Annotated in this window: 19 protein-coding genes; 11 read left to right on the forward strand and 8 right to left on the reverse strand. The window is 64.1% G+C overall.

Going from position 1 to position 23,261, the window contains the following annotated elements; translation table 11 throughout:
• The first annotated feature begins 23 nt into the window (after window positions 1-23).
• Complete coding sequence (locus ACFOYW_RS15985; protein ID WP_390231123.1) at window positions 24-566, forward strand: 2OG-Fe(II) oxygenase; 543 nt, start codon at window positions 24-26, stop codon at window positions 564-566.
• A gap of 79 nt (window positions 567-645) precedes the next feature.
• Here ACFOYW_RS15985 and ACFOYW_RS15990 read toward each other — a convergent pair whose 3' ends face one another.
• Together ACFOYW_RS15990 and ACFOYW_RS15995 are read right to left on the reverse strand one after the other, a co-directional pair.
• Entirely contained in the window at window positions 646-7,575 is a 6,930-nt protein-coding gene (locus ACFOYW_RS15990; protein WP_390231126.1) for an AMP-binding protein, read from the reverse strand.
• Entirely contained in the window at window positions 7,572-8,300 is a 729-nt protein-coding gene (locus tag ACFOYW_RS15995; RefSeq protein ID WP_390231427.1) for a GNAT family N-acetyltransferase, read from the reverse strand. The genes ACFOYW_RS15990 and ACFOYW_RS15995 overlap by 4 nt, the downstream gene beginning before the upstream one ends.
• On the opposite strand from ACFOYW_RS15995, the gene ACFOYW_RS16000 reads away from it, so the two are divergent.
• Complete coding sequence (locus ACFOYW_RS16000; RefSeq protein WP_390231433.1) at window positions 8,241-8,381, forward strand: hypothetical protein; 141 nt, start codon at window positions 8,241-8,243, stop codon at window positions 8,379-8,381. The genes ACFOYW_RS15995 and ACFOYW_RS16000 overlap by 60 nt on opposite strands.
• 74 nt (window positions 8,382-8,455) lie before the next feature.
• On the opposite strand, the gene ACFOYW_RS16005 is transcribed toward ACFOYW_RS16000, so the two are convergent.
• The 4 genes from ACFOYW_RS16005 to ACFOYW_RS16020 are packed head-to-tail and all read right to left on the reverse strand — an operon-like array spanning window position 8,456 to window position 12,223.
• Window positions 8,456-9,250 (reverse strand): thioesterase II family protein, encoded by a 795-nt coding sequence (locus tag ACFOYW_RS16005; RefSeq protein WP_390231129.1) that lies wholly within the window; start codon window positions 9,248-9,250, stop codon window positions 8,456-8,458.
• The gene (locus ACFOYW_RS16010) at window positions 9,238-10,467 is read right to left on the reverse strand and encodes a condensation domain-containing protein (protein WP_390231132.1); all 1,230 of its coding nucleotides are present in this window, start codon (window positions 10,465-10,467) and stop codon (window positions 9,238-9,240) included. The genes ACFOYW_RS16005 and ACFOYW_RS16010 overlap by 13 nt, the downstream gene beginning before the upstream one ends.
• Complete coding sequence (locus ACFOYW_RS16015) at window positions 10,409-11,713, reverse strand: MFS transporter (RefSeq protein ID WP_390231136.1); 1,305 nt, start codon at window positions 11,711-11,713, stop codon at window positions 10,409-10,411. Before ACFOYW_RS16015 ends, ACFOYW_RS16010 begins: the two co-directional genes overlap by 59 nt.
• Before the next feature lie 6 nt (window positions 11,714-11,719).
• Window positions 11,720-12,223, reverse strand: a complete 504-nt coding sequence (locus ACFOYW_RS16020; protein ID WP_390231139.1) for a GNAT family N-acetyltransferase — start codon at window positions 12,221-12,223, stop codon at window positions 11,720-11,722.
• Between the two features lie 145 nt (window positions 12,224-12,368).
• Between ACFOYW_RS16020 and ACFOYW_RS16025 the strand changes: the two genes are divergently transcribed.
• Both ACFOYW_RS16025 and ACFOYW_RS16030 read left to right on the forward strand, forming a co-directional pair.
• Window positions 12,369-13,037 carry a 4'-phosphopantetheinyl transferase family protein gene (locus ACFOYW_RS16025; protein WP_390231142.1) on the forward strand — a complete coding sequence of 223 codons (669 nt, stop codon included), beginning with the start codon at window positions 12,369-12,371 and terminating at the stop codon, window positions 13,035-13,037.
• Between the two features lie 459 nt (window positions 13,038-13,496).
• Window positions 13,497-14,084, forward strand: a complete 588-nt coding sequence (locus tag ACFOYW_RS16030; RefSeq protein ID WP_390231145.1) for an NUDIX hydrolase — start codon at window positions 13,497-13,499, stop codon at window positions 14,082-14,084.
• Here ACFOYW_RS16030 and ACFOYW_RS16035 read toward each other — a convergent pair.
• On the reverse strand, window positions 14,058-15,221 hold the full coding sequence (locus ACFOYW_RS16035) for a hypothetical protein (RefSeq protein ID WP_390231148.1): 1,164 nt from the start codon (window positions 15,219-15,221) through the stop codon (window positions 14,058-14,060). The genes ACFOYW_RS16030 and ACFOYW_RS16035 overlap by 27 nt on opposite strands.
• Window positions 15,222-15,421: 200 nt before the next feature.
• Between ACFOYW_RS16035 and ACFOYW_RS16040 the strand changes: the two genes are divergently transcribed.
• The 3 genes from ACFOYW_RS16040 to ACFOYW_RS16050 all read left to right on the forward strand — a co-directional run bounded on the left by ACFOYW_RS16040 (window position 15,422) and on the right by ACFOYW_RS16050 (window position 18,567).
• Window positions 15,422-15,745: a hypothetical protein gene (locus tag ACFOYW_RS16040; protein ID WP_390231151.1), complete on the forward strand. Its 324-nt coding sequence runs from the start codon at window positions 15,422-15,424 to the stop codon at window positions 15,743-15,745.
• Between the two features lie 84 nt (window positions 15,746-15,829).
• Window positions 15,830-17,248 carry an FtsK/SpoIIIE domain-containing protein gene (locus tag ACFOYW_RS16045; protein ID WP_390231154.1) on the forward strand — a complete coding sequence of 473 codons (1,419 nt, stop codon included), beginning with the start codon at window positions 15,830-15,832 and terminating at the stop codon, window positions 17,246-17,248.
• 35 nt (window positions 17,249-17,283) lie between these two features.
• Entirely contained in the window at window positions 17,284-18,567 is a 1,284-nt protein-coding gene (locus ACFOYW_RS16050; protein ID WP_390231157.1) for a replication initiator, read from the forward strand.
• 363 nt (window positions 18,568-18,930) lie between these two features.
• Here the strand turns inward: ACFOYW_RS16050 and ACFOYW_RS16055 are convergent, their stop codons facing one another.
• Window positions 18,931-19,245 (reverse strand): ArsR family transcriptional regulator, encoded by a 315-nt coding sequence (locus ACFOYW_RS16055; protein WP_390231160.1) that lies wholly within the window; start codon window positions 19,243-19,245, stop codon window positions 18,931-18,933.
• A gap of 272 nt (window positions 19,246-19,517) precedes the next feature.
• Here ACFOYW_RS16055 and ACFOYW_RS16060 point away from each other — a divergent pair, with 272 nt between their 5' ends.
• Genes ACFOYW_RS16060 through ACFOYW_RS16075 form a run of 4 tightly spaced genes read left to right on the forward strand, consistent with a single transcriptional unit; the run spans window position 19,518 to window position 23,259 of the window.
• Window positions 19,518-20,702, forward strand: coding sequence for a MinD/ParA family ATP-binding protein (locus tag ACFOYW_RS16060; protein WP_390231164.1), 1,185 nt, complete (start codon window positions 19,518-19,520; stop codon window positions 20,700-20,702).
• Window positions 20,703-20,707: 5 nt separating this feature from the next.
• Entirely contained in the window at window positions 20,708-21,028 is a 321-nt protein-coding gene (locus ACFOYW_RS16065; protein WP_390231167.1) for a hypothetical protein, read from the forward strand.
• 19 nt (window positions 21,029-21,047) lie between these two features.
• On the forward strand, window positions 21,048-21,752 hold the full coding sequence (locus tag ACFOYW_RS16070; RefSeq protein ID WP_390231170.1) for a hypothetical protein: 705 nt from the start codon (window positions 21,048-21,050) through the stop codon (window positions 21,750-21,752).
• A 1-nt stretch (window position 21,753) separates the two neighbouring features.
• On the forward strand, window positions 21,754-23,259 hold the full coding sequence (locus tag ACFOYW_RS16075) for a hypothetical protein (protein ID WP_390231173.1): 1,506 nt from the start codon (window positions 21,754-21,756) through the stop codon (window positions 23,257-23,259).
• Window positions 23,260-23,261: the final 2 nt, after the last annotated feature.

A 23,261-nucleotide genomic window follows, 5' to 3' on the forward strand; every position in this document is an offset into this window, starting at 1 on the left:
AGAGCAGAGAATTCCGGCCGACAATGTCGACGGCGCGCGAAGCCTCCGACGGCCCCATCCCCATCGTGGCAGTGGATGGGGACCAGCTCGCGCGCGAAGTTCCGTGGCTCGCCGACCTCTACAGAAACTGGTTCGCCGACCTCGCCAAAACGTTCGGCGACCTTACCGTTCGTGCTTCAGACAACCCAAAAGTGGCGCTCAGTCTCAACGTGCAGTCTGGGCCAGTCGATCGCTACCCCTGCCATGTCGACAGCAATCCTGTCGAAGGCCTTCTCTATCTGACAGATTGTGATGTAAACACCGGCGGCGAACTCGTGGTCGGCCTTGATCCTGATGCCAGTAGCGTGGAGCAGGTCGATGCAAACTGCGCTCTGATCTACCCGCGCGCAGGCCAGCTGTTCTTCTTCGACGCGCGGCGAAACGCGCACTACGTTAGGCCCATGCGCCAGGACGGCGTTACCCGCGCGGTTGTGACAATGAACTACTACACAGAATCCTGCCCTGAGGCGACGCGCCCCCCGGGGCTCGATGAACAGCTATTTGTCTCCGCCGACGGAGCGGCATAAGGGTATCCATCGACTGGTAAGAGTCGCGCCGGCCCTGAACCATGTGTCTTTCAGGGCCGGCGGAACTCGTGCCCCGCGATTATATATTCACCGCCGCGTCAGCGATCTCGGCCAGTGATCGCGCAGAAAGAAGGTCTCGAAGCGGTACGGTGAGGCCGCTGCGCTCCTGTAGCAGGGCCAACGCTCGCATCGCCAGGAGGGAATGGCCTCCGAGGTCGAGAAAGACATCATCTCGACCGACGCGATCAAGCCCCAGAACCTCCTGCCATGCTTCGGCGAGTAATACCTCGCGTCCCGGACGCGGAGGTACATGTTCTTCATGCCGGCCGTAACCGCGAACTTTCGTTCCCAGCTCCCTCAGCGCCTTGCGGTCGACCTTTCCATTCGCAGTCAGCGGAAGAACGTCAAGTACTTCGACTGCTGGTATCAGCTGAGGAGGGAGGGTTCGTCGCGCCCAGCGAAGGATCTCACCTGCAGCTCCCGACGCGACGACGAAAGCGATCAGACCAGTTCCGGCGGACGGATCGACAGCACTGACAACCACTGCTCGCTGAACAAGAGGGCACTGTGTGAGGAGAGCTTCGACTTCCGCTGGCTCAACACGATACCCGCGGATCTTGACCTGGTCGTCTTCGCGACCCAGGTATTCAATGGTCCCGTGTACATCGGCGCGGACCAAGTCTCCAGTTCGATACCATCGCATCCCCTCGATAACAGGAAAGCGTTCGGCCGTCAGTCTTTGGTTGCCGAGGTACCCGACCGCGACAGCGTGGCCCCCAATCAGGAGCTCGCCAACTGCACCACGCGGAGCAACACGCTCAGCACTGTCGACGATCCTCAGTGTCACGTTGTCCAGTGGTTGGCCGATGATGTTCTTCCCGGGCGGCACAACGACCCGCGTTCCTATCACTAGCTCTGCAAACAGTGGGCCTATGGTCGCTTCTGTTGGACCGTAGGAATTGATGACCCGGCATCCGCCCGCGCCAGCGAGAGCGGCCCATGCCTCAAGACGGGCATGGTCGTACTTCTCACCGCCGATCACAACTCGGCGAAGGCTTGACGGGATGCTGCGCCCGGCTCTCTCGAGCTCATCGACCATCAAATGGAACAACTCCGTAGTCATAGACGCGACCGTTGCGCGCGAGTCTTCAATCTGCCTAATAAGCGACAGGGCGTCTCCATTCAGCTCAGCTATGACCAGACGAGCACCGCCGGAAAGGGAGATGAGCATGTCCTCCCAAAAAGCGTCAAACCCAAATGCGTTACAGCTGAAGACGACATCCTGCGAGGATATTCCAAGTACACGCGAAAAGGCGCCAATGTGGTTTGCCAGGCCGTCGCGCCCAACCGCTGTGAACTTCGCAGCGCCCGACGTTCCGCTCGTTAGGACGGCATAAGCCACATCAGGTGACAACTCCGAGGTAGCCGAGATTTGCACTCCCCGGTTGCGGTCTTGTTCACGGATCGCCACTACGGGTTCGCCGCGGTAAAGACGAGCCAACGCGTCGATGACGAAAGCAGTTGATCGCTTATCTGCCATAAGGATCGGAGAGCCTTGAAGGTTTGCCACAATCTGATCGGACAGCTCGCGATAGGATAATACAGTTTCGCCATACTTCAGCGCGCCTGCTACTCCTCGGTTCCGAACGACGGAGCCAACAACATTAGATAGGTCAGGATGAGTTACCTTCGGACCAGAAGATACAGAAGAAAGTACACTGACACGCGGCCTATTCAGAAGCTCGTCGAGCTCCTCATCAAGCCGCGCCGACAACCTTGCAATGTCGTCGTGGCTGTACCGTGCCCAGTCGAACTCCCACACGACCTCTAGGTCTGACGAATCCGCGCCATCTATACCCGGCCGACGTTCTATGACGACGATGTCGAGCGGCACCTTCGCCGTTCCATTCTGGCGATACTCCAGCCGGGCCTCGGTGCTCACTCCAAAATCAAATGGTGGAAGCACTGAGTTATGCAGGCTAAACATCGCCTCGAACGGCAAACCCCGCCCCGCCCCAGTTGAGTCCCGCCAACGATGCACAACACTGTCGAAAGGGACGAGTTGATGTTCTAGTGCCCGCGCGATGTTCCTACTTGTACTGCTCACAAGGTCACGATCCGGCTGTCGCGTATCCATCCGAAGACATACGGTGGTGACAAACATCCCGATACAGTCCTCGGCCCCCGCGGGGCGCCCCGGCACGGCCGAACCAAAAACGATGTCATGCATTCCGCTAACGGAGGCAAGTGCTCGGCCGAACGCAGAGCAGAGCACAGCAAATTCGCTCGCATTCGGGAAGGAGCGGTTGATTGCTGCTCGCGTCTCGGCCGAGATAATGCTCCGGATGGCCTCGGCGGGACGGGGACCTACTTGCGCACCGAGGGCCTGCACCGGAGGACGAGCTGGTAGCGCGGGGGCTCCCGCCATGTACGTCTGCCAAAACAAATGGTCGGCGTCAACCTGTGCGTCGTCCCGACTCGCGAACCAGTCGCACCACCTGCCGAACGAGTCGTCAATGCGGGCGACTTGCAACGGCTCGCCTCGATACGCCGCGAAGAGTTGCTGTAAGAGCAAGGCAAACGAGATGCCGTCGTGTACGAAGTGATGCTCAACGTGAGAAATGAGCCAGTCGTCATCTCCTACGCGAGCGATCGCCCAACGCACGAGGCCTCCGGCCGCCAGATCCCAACGTACGGTCTCCTGCGCCGTGAGCCATCGCTCCTGGGCATCGTCCGTGGGCGTAGATCGGAGGTCTTCGACCTTAACGTGCACTGGTGTCTCGTCAAGGAGATGACGCCGGAGACCCGTGGGGCCATAAGTAAATCCCATGCGTAGAACGTCATTACGAGCGACCACGGCCTCCGCGGCCGCACCCCAGCGTTTCGGATCAAACGGCCCGCGCACCCGGAGCGCGGCCTGGAATTGGTAGCCGAACGCGGTGCCCTCGATGTCGCTCTCAGCCGCAAGCATCTCCGCGCCGATCTGCATCTCTATAAATGCGCGCTCCTGTGCCGGACTGGCGGGACCCTCCACGTCAGCGATCTTCGGAATCGCCGGCAACACGTCAGTCGGGGTGCAAGCTACGACTGCCTCGGCGAAGGAACATCCAGCAAGCAGCGGCTCAATGCCGAGGTTCCAACCACGCTGACGAAGCAGCGTAATAGCCCGCATAGCTAGGAGCGAGTGGCCCCCCAGCTCGACGAAGGAGGCGTTCGGATCGACTGGTCCGCACTCAAGCACATCGCTCCAAACTTCCGCCAGTACACGCTCCACGGGTGCCGAGTCGAGCTCACCCTCGCGATCGCTAAACCAGCCTGCGAGCGCCATTGGAGTCGGATTCTCGAACGCAACGCTCAAGGGAACATCGATGGACGTGATCTGACGCAGGCGGGCTATTAGCCGAGCAATAACGATGGAGTCTGCGCCAGCTTCAAAAAGCGACTCCTGGTCGCTCGCCACGGGTCCGACGACTTCTTGCCACGCCGTTCGCACATTCCTCACGGCGTTTGGTGACATATTGCGCGCGTGCCCCACTTCGCGATCGAGCTGATCGATGCGCCGCGCTTTCGCAATCTCGGCAAGAGTAGTGCGGGGAGGCGAGGATGAGTAAGCTTCTGAATACTTCAGGACGTCTACTATTCGAGTCGCGAGAGCCTCCACCTCACTTCCATCGACGACCGCGGAATGTCCGACCACGCGGAGCCCGTCGCCATCGAGCTCAACGGTTATTACGGCGGGGCAACCACGGGCAGTCTGAGCCACGCGGCGCACTACCATGGTGTTGGCCTCCGAGGGCGAAGGTGGGGCAATTGATACGAGTACGTCGGGCAACCCAACAAGGGCAGAGCCGCTGAGTTCGCCGACCAGGTTGATTGAGGGCGCGCCGCGCTCCATTGCCGAGTACATGACATCGGCGATCCGGGCGCATTCGGCGCCAAAGTCGTCAAGAATCGAATCCTCGCAGACGAGCGGAAGCATTCGCACCGACAAAAGCGCATCAGGGACGGAGGCTACCGGAACTGAGATCCGATCCAGCAGCACTCCAAGCGTGGCAAGCGCCGCCACTCGTGTCGCGGCGATCAGCGCGGCTGTACTCGTGGTGCCCTGTGCGCGACCGGCGGCCGCGACAGACGATACGTCGAGTTCGCGTCGGGCTTCGATTGGATGGCCGTCTCGGCCACTGAGCGTTGCCCGCGGCCGCCGGCCTAGGTCAGCAGCGATCTCGCGCCACGCAGAGTTGTCGGCTGGCTCTGGGCTATCTACTCGGACGGGAAGCCCAATCTTGGTCAGTTCCACCGAACCATCTACAGCGTGCGGCGTCACCAAGCCTGCGAGAACATCTTCCAAAAGCCGCTCGAGGCCAAGTCCGTCGCAAAGGCAGTGATGCACGGCGATTCCAAGGGCAGTGTGCCCATTGACGTGCTGCAGGTGCATTGAGAACGGACTTGCATTGCTCAGTGGGACACTCTTCGAGTCACCTAGCGTGACGCGCTCTTCGACGGAGCGCCTGGGGTCCGTCAGTCTCCACCGTGCGTCATACGCGGATATAGCGAACTCTGCGGCCAATTCCGGATACTTCACAAACAGCGATAGAGCGACCTCCCGAAGACGAGCTAAGGAATGGACACCGCGGACCAGCAGCTCGGCCGAGAGCTCCAATGTGCCAGGAGGCCCATACTGTGAGGAACGAGCGATCGCCGCGTTCGCATCGGGCATCTCCTGCCAAACACGGCGTCGCCTCGCGGCGTCGGCCGCCACGATGATCTCGCGGCGGTCAGCCTTTCCTGTCGGTCCGACTGGAAGTGCCGGCAAGACGACAAAATCGTTCGGCACCATATATGAGGGCAAACGGAGACTGCTCTCGCGGCGAAGCATCCCCTCCGACGGCGCTTGATGGCCCGGCCTACCCACCACCGCCGCTATTAGTCGGTCGCCCGCTTCGCTTCGGTCCGCGACGACTACGGCGTCTCCCACTGCAGGGATGCCAGAGAGCGCGCTTCGGATGTCTCCTAGATCGACGCGATAGCCGCGCACTTTGACCTGATCGTCCGTGCGTCCGAGGAAGCGCAAGTCACCGCTGGGGAGCCACATTGCACGATCACCGGTCGCGTACATACGTTGCGAGTCAGAGGCGAACGGGTCCGATCGGAAATGCTCGTCCTGGCGTCCCAAATACCCGCGAGCCACGGGAACCCCAGCAATGTGCAACTCTCCGGCTGTGCCTACCGGAGTAGGCGCTCCTTTATCGTCGAGTACATAATAGCGCGCGTTATATATGGGCCGTCCATACGGAATCGATGGCCAGTCGTTATCTGGACGTATAACGTCAAAGTAATTGGACCATACCGTCGCTTCGGTTGCCCCACCGAGAGCCGAGAGCGCAGCCGTTGGAAACGAAATCGCCATGCGCTCGGAAAGCGTGACCGGCACCCAATCGCCACTCAGGAATACGCGTCGCAGGCTCGGAGCAGGTCCGCTGGCTGCCCGCAGAACCTCCTCGAATGCCGCCGGCGCCGAGTCCCACAGGCTAATTTGTTGCTGGACGACTTCGAGGTACAGCCTGTCTGGGTCCGCCAGTGCCTCGCTCGGCGGAATGCATACGGTTGCGCCCGCGGCGAGCACGCCGAACAGGTCGTACACAGCGAGGTCGAAGGCGCTTGAAGTAACCCACAAAAGCCTGTCGCCAGGGCCGACACCATAATGGGCATTGAACCAGGTGAACAGGTTGACGACGCTCGTGTGTTCAACAATGACGCCTTTGGGCACGCCCGTGCTGCCAGACGTAAAGATCACGTACGCGGGCGCGTTCGCTTCCGCTCGAAGATCAAGAATCGACGTGGCGTCATCGAGAACGGCCGAATCGCCTTGGCGTTGTCCCGCGGCGGCGCCAATGACCACGTCGAAGCGTCGTCCGAGTTCGCCGGCCCACTCACTCGCGTTTCGCGATCGGACGTCAACATTCGACTCTCCAAAGGTCGCAGCGAACCACCGTAGGGGAAAGCTGAGACGACCAGTACCGCGCCCGTCGCTCGCGTCAATCACGTCGGCGACAATGACGCGGCCTTTAGGAGGAAGTTGGCGGAGCAAGTGCAATAAGGCGACACGGGCGTAGCGCAAATCGGGAAAGAATTGAGAAACACTCGCCAGCAGAACGGTATCTGTGTCTGATGTAAGCCGGGTGTTATGTGCGAACGCTTGCGCGAGGGGTATACCCGTACCATTATCAGACCGTAGCCGATCGAGTGAAACCTGTGATGGGTCCGAGCCACCGTATTGGAATCCGGCACTAACGAGCGCACGGCCCACGAGTCCTGCTCCGCAGCCGACTTCAAAGACACGACCACCCGGATTGGTGGATACTACTATGCTTGTGATGTGCTCAACATATCTGTTGATGTCATCCTCGGATACTGTACCGTCTATAAATCCCGCTGCGGAGGTTATCTCGTCTCGTGCGCCGATGTCGTCCCACAGCGCGGCGACAACGCTCTCGTCGAGGTTCGTAAGGCCCGCGTCATCACCCTCAATGACGAGCGGCGTCGAGGAGCGGGACGCCGCCCACAGTGTGCCTTCAAGCGCCCCCGCGAGGCCCGGGCTCGCTATAACAGCACCAAGCCGGTCGAGCTGTTCGATGATCGAGGCAACGCGCGCGGTCGGCCACCTTGCATCGATCGGCACGAACGCGGCCCCGACCATGTTGATTGCCAACTCGCCTATCACTGTCACTTCGGTGTGTGCGTCGGCGATTATGACGAATTCACCTTCAGCCACTCCCACAGCTCGCAACCGGCGGGCAAGCAATGACGCACGGTCCCAAAGTTGAGCATACGTAATTGCGGCGCCGCTACAGGTCTCTACAGCATGCCGTGACGGCCACCGGCGGGCCGATTCCTGGATCAGGTCAACAATTGTGGCCCCGCTATCGTACGTATGCGCGGTTAGATTCCACTCGCCAGGCACCGGATCGCCTACGGCGACTTGGCTTTCGGCGGTCTCATTGTGGTTCATGACGCTCTTCTCCACGTAACACGTCCACCTACGGACTCAAACCCGTATAACGAAACTGCTTCGTCCAAACCCGATTCACCAAGTGGGGATAATCCGATCACGAGTTCGTGCCCAGCCGTATCAGCATCTCGAACGATCTCTCGCAGTAGTGCTCTAGTCAACGCGGGATCGCTGTCCTTTGCCCAGATTGGCTCTACGGAATATCCAGCTGTCCGCGCGGGCTGAACCGACGCGAACGCGACCAATTGCTTGTTTCTTGTTACCGTGTATACCCTCCCAGCGGAGGTCGGCGAGAAGTACCACTCCCTGACTTCGTCGGGGGAGACCACGACACGAGTACCGTCGGGGAGCGGACGGCTAGCTGTTCCCCGCGCTGCGATCTCTAAGAACTCTGGGCTTTCGCCGAAAGCCGCGGTAGGGAGGACGTCAACGTGGCCACTCTCAAGCAAGTCAGCCGATTCTCTTGGCTGACGACGCCGTATGTCGAGATCGCCAGCCGGATGGAAACCGTTCTTGACTAACCATCTCTCGGACGCCTTGTCGGTTCGATCCACTGCCGTCACAAGGCTCGACCGGCCGTGAGCTCGGGCAAACTCAAGCGCGTGCTGAAGCAACGACGTCCCCAACCCTCGACGTGACCGATCTGGATGGACGAGGATCCAGACGTGCATCGTGTCGGTATCATCAACGATCGCGACATCACCGACGTCTGCGTATGCGATCAGCTCGCCGTTCTCGTGGACCACCACGCGTTCCATCGGCAGACTGGGATCATAGCGGCGATCCACGGCAGGCTCGCCTGGTAGCCGCGTCCTGCTCAAGGCCGCCAAGGCTTCCTTGTGTTGCTGGGGGACATAGTCCGACACGAGTTGATGCTTGTTCATAGGTTTGTATTCCGGTCTGCCCGGCTTTGGTTCAGAAGCGACACGATGATCTCGAGGAGTGCCTGGGCGTCTTTGTCGGTCGAGAAGTAGAAGTGGCCACCCGGTCTGCGGGCGTGCTGCATCCGCCACGCGAAAAACCTGTCCCACTCGTGCAGTCCGAGTTCAGTGACTGACGGATCACTTGCGCCGGCTACCACTAGCGCCGTAACCGGCAGCGGCTCAGATTCACGGGTCGCATACTCATCCGTCGCGATGAGATCATTGAGAACAGCCGGTCGGATTAGCGCCATCATCTCCTCGCTGCTTAGTAGTTCTTCCGGGGTTCCGCCGAGTTCTCGAAGGTGTTGCCTCAGTTCGTCAGGAGTGGCGCCATCCCAGCGCGAGCGGGCCGCGATGACTTGGAGCCGAGGTTCGGCTGCCGACAGCGCGACAATGCGGGGCATTACCTGGGTACGCTCCGCCAGTAACGCTGCGACTTCGTAGGCGACAAGTGCGCCCATGCTGTGACCGAATAATCCGTAAGGCCGATCCACGATCGATGGGAGCTCATCCGCAACGATTTCTGCGAGGCCGCGGAGTGTCTGGATCGGACTTTCGTCGACACGGCGCTCCCGTCCGGGAGGTCGGACCGCGACGATATCCAGGTCGTCCCCGGCCAGTCTTGGCCACCGTCTATACATGTTTGCGCCCGATCCAGCGCTAGGGAGACAGACCAGCTGAAATGCCGCGCGCGGGCGTGGCAGCGGGTGAGCGAAAAGGAGGCTTTCGCCGTCAACCGTCATGGGAGGCATCTCCGCAGTTCGTCCAGAATCTCGTCCGCGAGTGATTCGCTCCCGAAGATGTCTAACTCGCGCCGCACGACTACGGACAGGCCCGACGAGCTGCGACGGAACACAACCGCGAGAGGACGTCCGGCGCTGTCATCATCAAGGCTCGACACGGTCCAGTCGCGATCGTCGGCCAGATCGGCGAGCATCGTCACGGTGACTGCATCCAGCCGTGTGTGCCGGCTAGGCGTCGTCAATCGACGGACCGTCACCATCGGAAGCAAGTGGCTCAGTGCATCCAAGAAACTGAAGTACAGCGACCGAGCGCACTCGTCGAAAGGCTGTTCACTCGGACTGACAAGTATCGGGCACAGTTCGGTGCATTGGCCAACCAAGTCCGCGTAGTCCGCCGTAAACCGCTGCGAAACCGGGATTGAGAAAACTGCAGGCTCATTTAGACGTTGCTGCACCACTCGAGCGGTCGCTGCAAGGGCTAGAGCGAAGAACGTAAGGCCCATGGTTCTCGCGCGGCGCTCGATACGATCTGCCGTATCGGGCCCGATTTCGGCCCGACCGGTAGGGAAAGCACGCTGTCTGGTTGCCGAGGCGGCCCACATCCCGTCCAAATTGAGCGTGGCCCAGTACGCGCGAGAGCCATCCGGCGGAGCGAGGGCAATGTCGTTCATTCGCTCGGCATAGATCCGGTAATCAGTTGACTTGGTGGATGAGGCTCGGTCGGCGCCACCGTCGCAGTACGTGATGAACTCTCGCACTACCCGTCCCGCACTCTCCCCATCCACGTATGCATGGTGGAATCGAAACACAAGCCTTGTGATCTGGCTTGCATCCGGGCCAGACGTCCACACCTGCCAAGGCACCAAAGATTCCGGACCGATGTCAGCCAGCGCGAGTAGACCCATTTGGTTTCCGCAGTGCACCACTCGGGGCGCGCTGCTTTCAGGACGAACCCAGAGCCCGTCGTCGTCAAAACAGAGCTGCGATCGCAAAATGGAATGTCGCAAGACGATGTGATTCACAGCCGCCTCCACAAGGGCGAGCCCGACCTTGCGTGGCGGCACGATCTCGAGCGACATCGTGCTCGCAAGACTCCCGCTCCTGACATGATCCGCAAGCCAGACGTCCGCCTGAGCGGGCGCAGCCGCGTAACGCGGTGACGACGAATCACGCACGGCCACCGCCGTCATCTGCGGGCGACACGCGGTTTGCAGATGCAACGTCACGACCGAGATCCGAGCGCAAAAAAAGTGCCACCACAAGCAGACTGGTGCAGCCGATTCCCGCGTAGACGATCCCTGGGGCCCTGACAGCCTGAATAACCGCACCGCCGACAAGCGCGCCGAGAGGAATAGCGGACCAAGCCACTACAGCGGCAACGCTCATGACGCGGCTCATCAGCTCGTCCGGTACTAGAGCCTGACGTAAACTCATCGTATATACGTTGAAGAGAACACTGGCTCCGGACGAGACAGCCCAGAATACAAGTGCGAGCCAGTAATGCGTTGTTATGCCTAACAGGATCGTGAACGCACCCTCCAGCGAGAGGCACCCGAAGAGGGCGAGGCGCACGCCGGCTCGTTTTCGTATAATGCCTGAAATTGAGGTAATTAGTAGGATGCCGACGCCGGCCGCCACATAAAACCAAGCCAAGCGCGATTCGCCAACACCAAACTGACGTTTCACAAACAGCGGTAACTGCGCAGTCACTGTCGTCCCAGCAAAGTTAATGATAGCCATCATGATTGAGATATTGCGCAGGGTGGCGTCGCGCCACACGTATGACAGACCTTCGCCGATTTCTCGCACAAGCTTCGTCACGACGGGCTCTAGTGAGTTCCTCACCCTGCGTTCTTCATTCAGCCGAACCCGGATACAAACGATCGTGATAGCCGAGATGAGGAAAGTCGCCGACTCAGCAAACAGCAGGAGCGTAACGGGCAGCACTGTTACGGCTAAGCCCGCGAGAAACGGACCAACGATCATGGCGGCAGAGGATCCGACCTGCAACTGCCCATTGGCCCTCACTAGCTGCTCGCGACGTACCAAGCGAGGAACCCCTGCGTTGCTAGCTGTTTGGAAGAAAATGCCTAGTACAGACTGGACGAACAATACGGCGTAGATGGTCACTACGTCGAGTAGCCCCGCTAACGCGAGTATAGGAACCACGGCGATACAAGCGGCACGAGCAAAATCGGTCACAACCATCACGCGGCGGCGGTCCATCCGATCACCTAATGCGCCAATGACGAGACCGAACAGCAACTGCGGAACAAGTGACACCGCGAACCCAGCTCCGAGCGCTAGTCCGGATCCGGTCAGTTGAAAGACAATCAGCGGGAGGGCGAACTGGGCGATAGCTCCGCCCAGGGATGCGGCAGTCTGTCCCGACCAGTACAGCCAAAACGGGAGCCCGAGGCTCTTCAAGGCGCGTGCATCCTCGGCGGAAGTGTCGGCGCTGATACCCGTCATTCGACGCTACTCAGAAGCAACCCGCGAACAAAGGTCGGCGGCGTCGGGCTTGCCTTTACCTAGGTCTACCTCAAAGAAGGCCAGCTCCTCGCTACGCCGAACTTCTTCCATCCCCGCACTACGCATCACTGCCATTGATGCGTGATTATTGAGCGCGGTATCTGCCTTGACGGTGCGAGCGCCGTTCGCGCCAGCGATGCGCAGCATTTCGCGTAGTGCTCGAGTTGCGACCCCGCGCCTGCGAGCCGATGGGACGACGCCATATCCGACCTCGACCGCCCCCGTGGCATCGGGAGGGCCGAAAAACCCGATGCCTCCGATCGCTCGGCCGTCGCCTAATGTTCGAATGACATACAGACCGAATGGAGAGGCCATTGGACTTCCGATCCGAGCAGGATCAAGGAACGCTCGGATAGCGTCCAGCTCGTCCTCAAGCGGGTAATCAGAAGCCCACAAGTCCCCATCCAGGGGCGTCCGCGCCAGTACGCTTTCGGCCATCGACCTGGACATCGGCGATAGCTGGATGTCTCCTGCATTAGAGCGTGCCAACGTTCCCCCAAGAGGCTGGCACGGACGGTATGCCTAGCCGAGTGTGGCAATCGTATGCTTATGGCTGAGAAGTCCACAAGCGCTTTGCATCCGGGGACGGCGCCCATTGATCGAGAATTCGCTAGCCGCGATAGTTCCTCACTCCGTCTCGCTGGAGGAGCTTTCCGGGAACGATGAGCACGCCGGGCTGCGTGACCTGTATGACGTCGAAGCGGCGCTTCTCGCTCGAGCGGTTCCTTCCCGTCGGCGCGACTTTGCAGACGGTCGTCAGTGCGCCCGGCGAGCGCTCGCACGGCTCGGCATCAGGCCCGGTCCTATCGGCCGTGATCCTCAAGGTGCACCGATATGGCCGGACGGGATTGTTGGAAGTATCACGCATTGCCGCGGCTACTGTGCGGCCGCCGTTGCTCCGCGCGGCATCGTCTGCGGGATCGGCATCGACGCAGAGCCTGTCGAATCCGCGGTTGACGAAATCGGACCGCTAATCATGCGCCCAGAAGAGATCGCTCGCGTCGAGTGGTTGGCTCATGCGGAGCCGTCTGTTCCATGGCCCTTGCTTCACTTCAGCGCTAAAGAGGCGATCTACAAGTACTGGTATCCACGCACTGGCCTGTGGCTAGACTTCGATGCCGTTAGTATCCGCTTCGTACTCGAGGACTCGTCGTTTAGCGTGGTCGCAAGTGATGGGGTCAGCCCTTCGCTGTCTGCTCAATTACGCCTGGCTTCTGGTCGCTTCGCGGTCTCGTCTACCCATGTGCATACGGTCTTCACCTGAGCCCCGTAGCGCTGCGGCAGCGCCTCACCAGCCAAGAACCCTCTGGCTTACACATGAGCTGTGCTGCCGGAGCTGGCCCCCGGTCCTGCGCGGGCGGTGCAACGTACTTGATGGAGTAAGGGAAATTTGAACACGGCTGGCCTGTCCGGCAGCGTCGCAGGCCTGCCGTTCTGGGCTGCTCTTCTCGCCTGAGGAGGGTGGCGCGCTGAGCGGAGCGGTGCGCGCCGCCCGACCACAATGGCTGAGTTCGGATCGGATTCGCTTCTTTTCCTTTTCGCGTTGTCCCGTCCGACTTAGACTATGCGGTCCGGCTTCGCTGCATCTATCTTCTCTCTCGGCAGTCACGCGCCGATGGCGGGTGCGCGGCAGTCAGAGGCGTGGACGGGAAGACGCAAGCAAGCCGAGACTCCGGGCTTGTCGTTGTTTCAGGTTCAGTGCGCTCGGTTTAGCGTGGGACGGGTGAGCGATGATCTGCGGGGCTTCGATGTGGAGGCGATGGGGCGTCCGTCGGAGCTGCTTACCGTCCAGCATGGCGAGCGGACTCTGTACGACAACCCGTGGGTACGGCTGGTGAAAGTCGATATCGTCCCGCCGGACGGACACCGGTTCGAGCATCATGTGGTGCGGTTGCAGACGGTCGCACTCATGCTCGTCGTCAACGACGCGGACGAGGTTCTGATGCTGTGGCGGTATCGATTCCCCGTGGATGCGTGGGGGTGGGAGCTTCCCGGTGGCATCGTCGCGCCCGGGGAAGAGCCGGAGGTGACTGCGGTGCGTGAGACGGTCGAGGAGACTGGGTGGGAGCCGTCGGTACCCACGCGGTTGGCTTCGTTCCAGCCGATGCCGGGGATGGTCGACACGCCGCACGTGCTGTTCCAGTCGCGCGGCGCGGTGAAAGTCGCTGAACCTTCGGACGAGGAGGAGGCCGCGATTGTTCGATGGGTTCCTCTAGCCCTGGTCCGCCAGCTGATAGATGCGGGTCTGGTGCTTGGCGCCGGGTCGCTGGTGGCGTTGCTGCGGCTATTGGCCGGGGATGCGCCGGCGTAGCCGTTCCAACCGTTTGGCCAGCCGCAGGGAGCCGATCTGGGTGGCGAGGCCGTCGGCCTGCCGCAGGTGATGCAGGGCGCGGTCGCGGTCGCGGGCTATCACGTACGCGGCGGCAAGATCAGCGTGCAGGCCGGCGGTGGCGCGGACGCTGCTTGCACCGGTCTCGAAGCGGCCGAGCGCGGCAGTGAGGTCCGTGACGGATTCTGGGTCGGCGAGCAAGGCCAGGGCGCTGCCGCGCCAGCGGGTGAGGTGCGCTTCGTTCAGCATGATGAAAGGACTGTCTTCATCGCTGACACCCGATGACGGGAGGTGCCGGGCAGCGGCGTCGAAAGCAGACAGCGCACCGTCCCGGTCTCCGGCAGCTGCAGAGAGTTCGCCTTCTGCTGCGTGGAGCCATGCGGTGACCCGGCCGGGCAGAGGCGCGAGGGTCAGCGCGTGGCTGATCGTTTGCCGTGCCGCGACCGCGTCACCGGCCTCCAGCACCGCATACGCGCGCTCTCCGAGGGCATGCGCAAGAAGGGTCGGTGACCCAGCGATCCGGGCTGCGTGGGCGGCCAGGGTGAAGTGCTCCCAGGCGCGCACGGACGCCCCGGTGTCAACGGCCTGCCAGCCGGCGAGCGTGGCCGCGTCGGCGAGCACGGACGCCAACGCAGTGGCCGAGGCCGGGGTCAGCGAGTAGTCCATCAGCCGCGTCAGCTGTCCCACGAGCCCGGCCATCCGCTCCGACAGCAGCGCGCCGCCGAAGGCGCGGTCCTGGTGCCGCAACCCCTCCACCTCGCCGGTTAGCACCTCGATGAGCACCGGATCCACTCGGGTGGCCGATACGAGCCGGGCGGCCAGCTCGTCCTCCTGAGTATGTGGCTGAGATGGCTCAGGTTCGGTGTCGAAGCCGAGCTCTGCATCGGTGGCGGCGTACATGATCCGCAGCACCTGCCGCGCCATCTCCCCGGGCTGCTGACGCCCGTTCTCCCAGCGCGAGAAACTGCCCCGCAGGGACTCGACGCTCGGACGCATCGGGATACGCCACGCCTGCGCCGTCTCGAGGAACACCTGAACCGCCCGCTCTCGCGTGAAGCCGTGACGGTCCCGGGCGGCGCGCAGAGCGGAGGTGCTCCTGCTCGTCTGCGCCGTCGCCATAACCCCCATTCTTGCCACGGGCAACGCCAGATTCTGGCCTCATCAGCGACTTCATGTGTAGCGGGAGGTAGCGAGGGCGCGCCACCCGTCGCCACTTATCCCACCTTGCCCCTAACCGGTGAAGTGAAGACGTGCCCGGCAATCGTCAGGCAACACCGCACCGCAGCCGACCGACTGCACACGAGAAGAAGGCAAACATCATGAGGCTGAACATCAACACGGCAGGCGTGGTCTTCCTGGCCACCCGTCCGGCTGAGCAGCGCACGGACCGGGAGACCGGCGCGGTGCGCATCGATAGGGAGTCGGGGCTTCCGCTGTTTCAGGTGCAGGTCGCCGCCTTGGATTCCTCCGGCGGCGAGGTCCTGGCCGTGTCCGTGCCGGGGCAGCCGCAAGGCGTCACGGTGGGCTCCCCCGTCGTGATCGAGGGGCTGGTGGCGATCCCGTGGTCGCAAGGCGAACGCTCCGGTGTCGCCTACCGGGCCACCGCGATCCGCGGCGAGACCCGCGGGAAGACGACCGAGTAACCCACGCCGTGAGCTGGGCGGGCCGGCTTGTGGGATCACCACGGCCGCCTGCCCCGGCCCGTCGCACAGGAGAACGACACCATCATGTCCCACACCAGTCCTGCCGGCAACAGTGCCGGCGGCACGAGCGGCCCGGATACGGCCAGTCTCATCCTCGAGGCTCTCGGCACGTTCACGTGGCGCCTGGCGCGCACGGCTCTCGGCCTGCTCTGGTGGGCGGTGCTGTTCCCTATGCTCTCCCTCCCCGCCGCGCTTGCGGCGTATACGTGGTGGCACCTCGGCTGGGTCGACGCCGCCTGCGTTGCGGTCGCACTTGTGATCGGGCTCATCTCGTGGGCACTGGTCCATCCCGCTTCGTGGCGCGCGGCCGTATCGGCACGGATTCGCGCCCGTCGCCGGCGGTGGCGGTACCGGAAAGGGTGGGCGCGGCAATGCGCCCTGCACGGTCTCACCGTGATGCTCGACCGCGTGCCGCTGGTCCCGCGGCTCGGAAAGATCCGCATCGCCGCTGCCACCGATGTGCTCGCCGTGCGTATGGTCTCTGGCCAGACGTTGAGCGACTGGACAGCCAAATCGGAGGCCCTCGCCCACGCCTGGCAGGTGCCGTCCGTGACCGCGATGAGCCCCGCGCCGGGCGTCGTGGTCCTGACGGTGCGCACGCGCGACCCGCTGGCTCAACCCATCCTGCTCTCCGCCGCGGAGTCGACGGACCTGCACCGGGTGCCGGCCGGCGTCACGGAAGACGGCCACCGGTGGACGGTGCGCCTGGCGGACCGGCACATGCTGGTCGCCGGCGCCACCGGGTCCGGGAAGGGATCGGTGTTGTGGTCGCTCCTTGCGGGAATCGGCCCGGCCGTGCACGACGGCGTGTGCCAGTTGTGGGTGATCGATCCGAAAGGCGGCATGGAGTTCGGCGCCGCACAAACCCTCTTCACCCGCTTCGCCCACTCTGCTGCTGAGGACGCGCTCGAGCTGCTGCGCGACGCCGCACGGGTGCTGGCGGACCGGGCGGACCGGCTGCGGGGCATCGCCCGTCAACACACCCCCACCCGGGCGGAACCGCTGATCGTGGTCGTCGTCGACGAACTCGCATCGCTCACCGCCTACCAGACCGACAAGAAGCTCGGCGCGGAAGCTGCCCAGCTGCTCTCCCTCATCCTCTCGCAGGGCCGCGCGGTGGGCGTCGTCGTGCTCGCTGCCGTGCAGGACCCGTCCAAAGAGGTCGTCGCTTTCCGGCAATTGTTCCCCACCCGGATCGGTCTGCGGATGACCGAAGCGACCCAGGTCGACATGGCCCTTGGCCAGGGCAGCCGCGCCGCCAGCGCCCTGTGCGACCAGATTCCCGACCGGCAACCCGGTGTCGGTTATGTCATCGAAGACGGCGCCGCCCGCCCGATCCGGGTCCGCGCGTTCCTTGTCACCGACGCCCAGATCACCGACATCGCCGCCCGGTATGCGCTGCCCACGCCCGACGCACGTGAGGCCGAGCACGCCGAGAAGTGAACCGTCCCAGACAGCACAGGAAAGGAGGCGACACGATGAGCGACACCACGACACCGCATGAGCTGGATGCGGAGACGTTGCGCACGCTGTTGGACGCGGCAGGAAGCCCGGGCTATGAGACCTGGTGGGCGATGACCCGCTCGGCTGGGTTCTGCACCCACCCGATCCGCCTCACCCGCACCGGAGCTGAGGGGCACACAACCGTGTTCGCGCGGTGCGAGAACCGGAGGGCGAACGTATGCCCATCGTGCTCGGACCTCTACGCCGCGGACACCTGGCACCTCGTGGCCGGCGGCCTCGACGACGACCACCTCAACGGTTCGGCCGCCGTGTTCGCGACGCTCACCGCACCTTCCTTCGGCACCGTACACACGCTGCGCGCCGACGAAAACGGCACCCCGCGCCCCTGCCACAGCCACCTCCACCGCGCGACGGTCTGCCCGCACGGACGCCCGCAGCACTGCACGCTCACCCACCGGCCAGGAGACCTCACTCTTGGCAGGCCTCTATGCCCGGCCTGCTACGACTACGCGTCGCACGCGCTGACCACCTGGTGGTTCCCGCAGCTGTGGCATCGCTTCACGATCCAGCTACGCCGCCAGATCCGCGCCGAACACTCCGCAGTGCGGGTCTCGTTCGTGAAGGTGATGGAACTCCAGACGCGGCTCGCCCCGCACTACCACACGATCATCCGCGCCGACGCCCCCGACGGCGGCGGGACAGTTGCGGCGGAAACGCTCGCATCCGTTGTCCAGGCAGCCGCGGCCCGTGTGCACCTCGACGTTCCCGCACCAGCTGGCCCGCTGCGCCTGCGGTTCGGTCCGGAGTGCGATGCGCAGCCGATCACCGGATCCAGCACCGCGGGCCGCGCGGCCGGATACCTCGCGAAATACGTCACGAAGAACATCACGGACGCGCCGCTACCGAGGCGAATCCCGAAGACGAACATCGGCCTACTGCCGGTCAGTGACCACCACAAGCAGATCATGCATTCCCTCGCGGACCTGGCCGAAGCCCTCCCCGACCACTACGCCGGCATGGCGGACCACTTGCCGTCCCTGGGGTGGCGAGGTCACACCACAACCAAATCCCGGGCCTACTCCACCACGATGGGCCAGCAGAAAGCGATCCGCACGGCCTGGCGCGCCGGTCACCGCGATGACGCTGCGGACGACGCGCAGCCGGGCGAGGAGTGGCAGTACGACGGCTCCGGGCACCGCACCCCGGGCCAGCGCTACCTCGCCCTGAGCGCCGCGCTCGCCCACCGGGAGCAGCTCTGGGCACTCCGCCAGCTCCCAGACCTCCAGGACCAACGATGAGCCGCCGCGCCTACCGCTCAGAGGTCATCGACTGGGTGCGCCGCACCACCGCCGCCCAAGGCATACCCGAGCACGTCCCCGCGGAGATCTTCCAAACGCGCCTGGCCGCACTCTTCGGCACAAACCCTCCCCGGCCGCCTATTCAGGATTCGGAGCACGAACATGACCGCGTTCAGCAGTGAGGCCCCGTTCATGCGCGTTGGCACTGCGGGTTCGGCGACCCTCAGCGCCTGCTGCAAAGCCGTATTCCCTGGTGCTCGCGGTGCGCTACGACGGCCTCGGCGGGCGCGGCTCCCGAGAGCGGCCGACGAAAATCGCGGTGCAGCCGCAGTGACGTGCAGGTGTCAACGCGTTGAGCGCGGTTTACGAGGCGAGGAAGCGCACCAGCTCGCCGAGGTCTGCGGCCACGGCCTCCCTCACGCCGGAGAAGACGGTGTTCGGGCGCTTGCGCGTACCCGCGCCCGGCGCGTCCGGGACGATGTACCCGGCCCGCTCCAGCGCGTCCAGCGCCTGCCGGCATCCCGCCGGAGACGCGTCGACCGCAGCAACGAGCTGGTTGAACGTCTGTGGTTGCCGCAGCAGTTGCCGCAAGACGAGCAGACGGCTGTCCGCGTTGATCGCCTCTTTCAGACGCGCGACGCCCTCGGGCACCACGGAATCCTGCTCACTCACCGCCACCGTCCCATTCTCGCGCGGCGACCCCACCCGGGCGTAGGCACCAGGGCTGGGTTCCGCTCAGGCTGGGACTCAGCCATGAAGAACATGATATCTACCTTAAGGCACGCTCCAATGTTGCATGTCCTCCTTAAGGCGGACACGTTCATTCGTTGAGCATGACCGGGGATTTTTCTTCCGAATGCGCCCCATTTGAGCGACAACGAGCGTAGCGTAATTGCGTCCCTATACGCGCGTGCTGAAAGTAGGAGACATATTTTGCGAGGAGGCAGAAGGTGTCAGATCCGATGGCGGAGAGCGGTCACGGGGTCTTCGACGACGCATCCCGAGCCGGCGAGTTCGTGGAAGAAGACACGGTGGTGACACAGCGCGAGCACCGCTCACAGCGACCGGCGGAACGGCAACTGATCGACATGCCCGACACGATCCGGCATCCGGCGCAGGCAGCACCTCCACCCCCGGCCGAGGCCGAGCCACGCGCAGAGGTACCGGCCCCTGACTTCTCGGCCCTGTTCACCGGGCAGCGGCCCGCGCAGGCCGCGGTGAAGAACCAGAAGGCCAGCAAGGGCTTCCGCGGCCTCCTCGCCCGGACCGGGCTGAACGTGAAGCCGGGCGCCGCGGAGGCGGCCGAGCTGGCGCACCGGGCGACGATCGACATGTTCCAGACCCAGATCCGGCAGGCCACCTGGAGCCGGGCCGTGTCGGTCCTCGTGGCGAATCCCAAGGGCGGCACGGGGAAGACCCCGACATCGCTGCTGCTCGGCGGCACCATCGCCTCGATTCGCGGCGGGAGTGTGGCGATCGTCGAGGTGTCGGACGACCCGGGCGCGCTCGCGTACCGGGCCGAGGGCAACCCGCCGGTGGGGCTGGGTGAGCTGGTGCGCGACCTCGACACGATCACGAACGCCGGCCAGCTGGCCGGCTACACCGCGCCCCAGTCCTCGTTCGCGGCCGTCATCGGCACGGTCGGCCGCCGGCCAAGGCTCACGGGTCAAGACGTGATCGGCGTGGCTGGGCTGGTTGATGAGTTCTACGGCATCCGCGTGATGGACTCCGGCAACCAGCCCACCAGCGAGGCGTTCCGCGCGGCCGTGCAGGTGGCCGATGCGCTGGTGATTCCCGTGATGAACGCGGGCGATTCCACCGTGGAGGCGCTGCGGCTGCTGGAAGAGCTGCGCGCAGACGGCGGCCACGCCGCGGAGCTGGCCGCGAACGCGATCGGTATCCGCCTCGTCGACGGCCGGCACGAAGACCCGACTATCGCCGCCGAGGTCGAGCAGGTGCTCAGCCGCGAGGGCATCCGCGCGCTGCACACGATTCCGTACGACCAGCACATTGCCGAGCGCGTGCAGATCACTCTCGGGCAGCTCGCGCCGACCACGCGTGAGGCGTTCATCACCGCGGCTGCCAGCGTCGTCCGCGCCCTCCAGGCATCCGTCACCATCAGCAAGAGGAGCTAGCAGCTATGGAGCACATTCAGGCGGCCACGATCTATGCCGCGTCGATCACGAACCCGTTCAACAACGTCCTCCCGAACTTCTCGATCTTCGGGGCACAGTTCACCCAGCTGTGGCAGAAGCTGCTGGGCGCGCTGTGGGCGCTGTGCCTCATCGGCTCGGCCGCCTTCGTGCTGATCGGGTTCATGCGTATGTCGGCCGCCACCAGCGGCGGAAACCCCGCCAAGCACCAGGACGCCCGCAACATGACCATCTGGGCGCTGATCGCGTTCGGCGCCTGCGCGGCGATCGCCGTCATCGTCGGGGCGATCCTCGCCGTCGTGAGCTGAGCGAAGAAGGAGAGCACGCATGCGCATGTACTCGGCAGACGGCCGCAGCCGGTGGCCCTGGGTCATCGGCGCACTCGTGCTCGCGGCGATCATCGTCGCCGTGGTCGTCTTCACCACCACCCGCGGCACCGGGAAGCCGGCCCAGGCCGCCGCCCCCACCGCGACCGTTACAGCGACACCGAGCGCGACGCCCAGCGACAACAGCGTGAGCGACAATGACCCCACCGGATGCCTCGGCGGCCCCGACTACAACGCCACCAGCGTCCTCACCGCCCAGAAAGCCGCACCCGACACCCAGGACGGCGCCGTCGAAGTCGCCGCCGCGTACTACCGGTTTGCGTTGCAGTACCCGTACCCTTCCGCCGCGCAGCAGGATCAAGTCACCGCCGCGCTGAAGGCGAGCGGAGCGCCCGCCAGCTACTGGGCGACGATCACGAACGCGAACACGGGTGACGACCCGGCAGGCTCGGAGCTGCCGGCCGGTACCCACTTCACGATGTCCACCGTTAACGGGCTATGGAGGGCGACCGACGCCGGCAACGGCGAGCTGATCGTCGACCTCGCCGCCGGCTACGTCATCGACGGCGCTCTCAGCCCCACGAAGGTCGGCGCAGACGGCTTCTACATGAAGTGGGAGAACGGCGCGTGGAAGATCATCGACGGCCACACTGTCGACCAGTCCGCTCTGGCAGCGGACGGAACCCACTTCCTGGCGGGGTGCTGAGATGTATGCCGAACTCCTTCACGCGGCCGCGTCGACGAGCAGTAGCTGCACGGGCAACGCCGTTGCATGCGCAGCCAAGAGTGTGGGTGGCGCGATCGGGAACGCGGCGAACAACGTGGGGAGCGCCGTCAGCGGCGCCGCGAAGAGCGCATCGAGCGCGGTGAATTCGGCGGCCGGCGTTGCCGACTTCTGGAGTGACCCGTGGGGCAACGCTTTCAAGACGCTGCAGAATGCCGCGCACGGCCTGGCCGAAGACGTCCTGCCGGCGCTGTCGAAGGCCACCCTGCCGGACCTGTCCGCGTCGTGGTTCCTGAAGGCGTACGCGGTCAGCTTCGCACTGGCTCTGTTCATGGTCGTGCTGCTGATCCTCCCGCAGATCGTGCGCACCTCCCGCGGACAGCAGGCCGGCCGCGACCTGGCCGAATCTCTCGGCCTCTACTTCCCGGTGTTCCTGATCGGGTCGAGCTTCGGCCCGGCGGCCGGCGCGTTCCTGGTGAAGTTCATCGGCGCGCTGACCGACTCCATCACCAACTGGGGAATCGCCGGGTCGTCCGACTCCATCACCGCGACGTTCACCAAGATGCTGGCCGCGAAAGACGCCACCGGCATCGCCGGCGGCGCCCCGGTGGGCATCCTGCTCATGCTCGGCATGATCGTCGGGCTGCTTCTCGTCCTCCTGATGCTGATCGTGCAGCTGGTCACGCTGTACCTCACCGGCGTCGTCGCGCCGCTCGGCTTCCTGTGGCTCGTCGACCCACGCCGCCGGGGCCTTGGCACCCGGATGGCCTACCTGTGGGTGAGCATCCTGGCCAGCCACCCGCTGCTGTTCTTCCTGCTCGGCGTCGTCTACTGGATGGTCGCCGGCAGCGTCCAAGTGTTTACTGCGGCCCCGTCGTTGCAGAACACGGTGCAGCTGGTCGTGTCCATCATCGCGATCTTCTTCGCCGGCCTCTCCCCGTTCATCCTCCCGAAGATCGCCCCGGTGATGCCTTTCGGCGGCAACGGGACCCTCACCCTGCCCGGACCGACCATCGGCGCACCCAGCACCGCACACGCCGACCGGAACGCCTCGCCGTCCTCGGCCGACGCCGGCGGCCCCTCCACGAGCAGCAGCGACGTGGCGATCGCCTCAAGCAGGGGCAGCACCGGCACAGGCGGCAGTACAGCCGGGAATGGCGTGCCGAGCGGCGCAGAAGCGGACGAGGCGCCGACGATCGGCACCGCGGCCGCGCACAGCGAAGCGGAACAAGCCACGCCAGACGCCACCAGCGTGTCCGGCGGGACCGGAACAAGCACCGGCGCTCCCAACGCCGCGACGGCTTCTACCGCAGCCGAAGCAACCGAAGCCGGCGAAATCGCCGCCGCGCCCGAGACCGGGGGCCTGACCGCCGCGGCCGCAGCCGCACAGCAGCTCTACGGCCACGCGAAGAAGACCACCGAGCAGCTGGGCGAGGCAGCCGTGGAACCCGTGCGGGACCACGACGCCAACTGGCAGGAGGGGAAGTAGGG

The sequence above is a fragment of the Gryllotalpicola reticulitermitis genome (assembly GCF_042651345.1).
Lineage (GTDB): Bacteria > Actinomycetota > Actinomycetes > Actinomycetales > Microbacteriaceae > Gryllotalpicola > Gryllotalpicola reticulitermitis.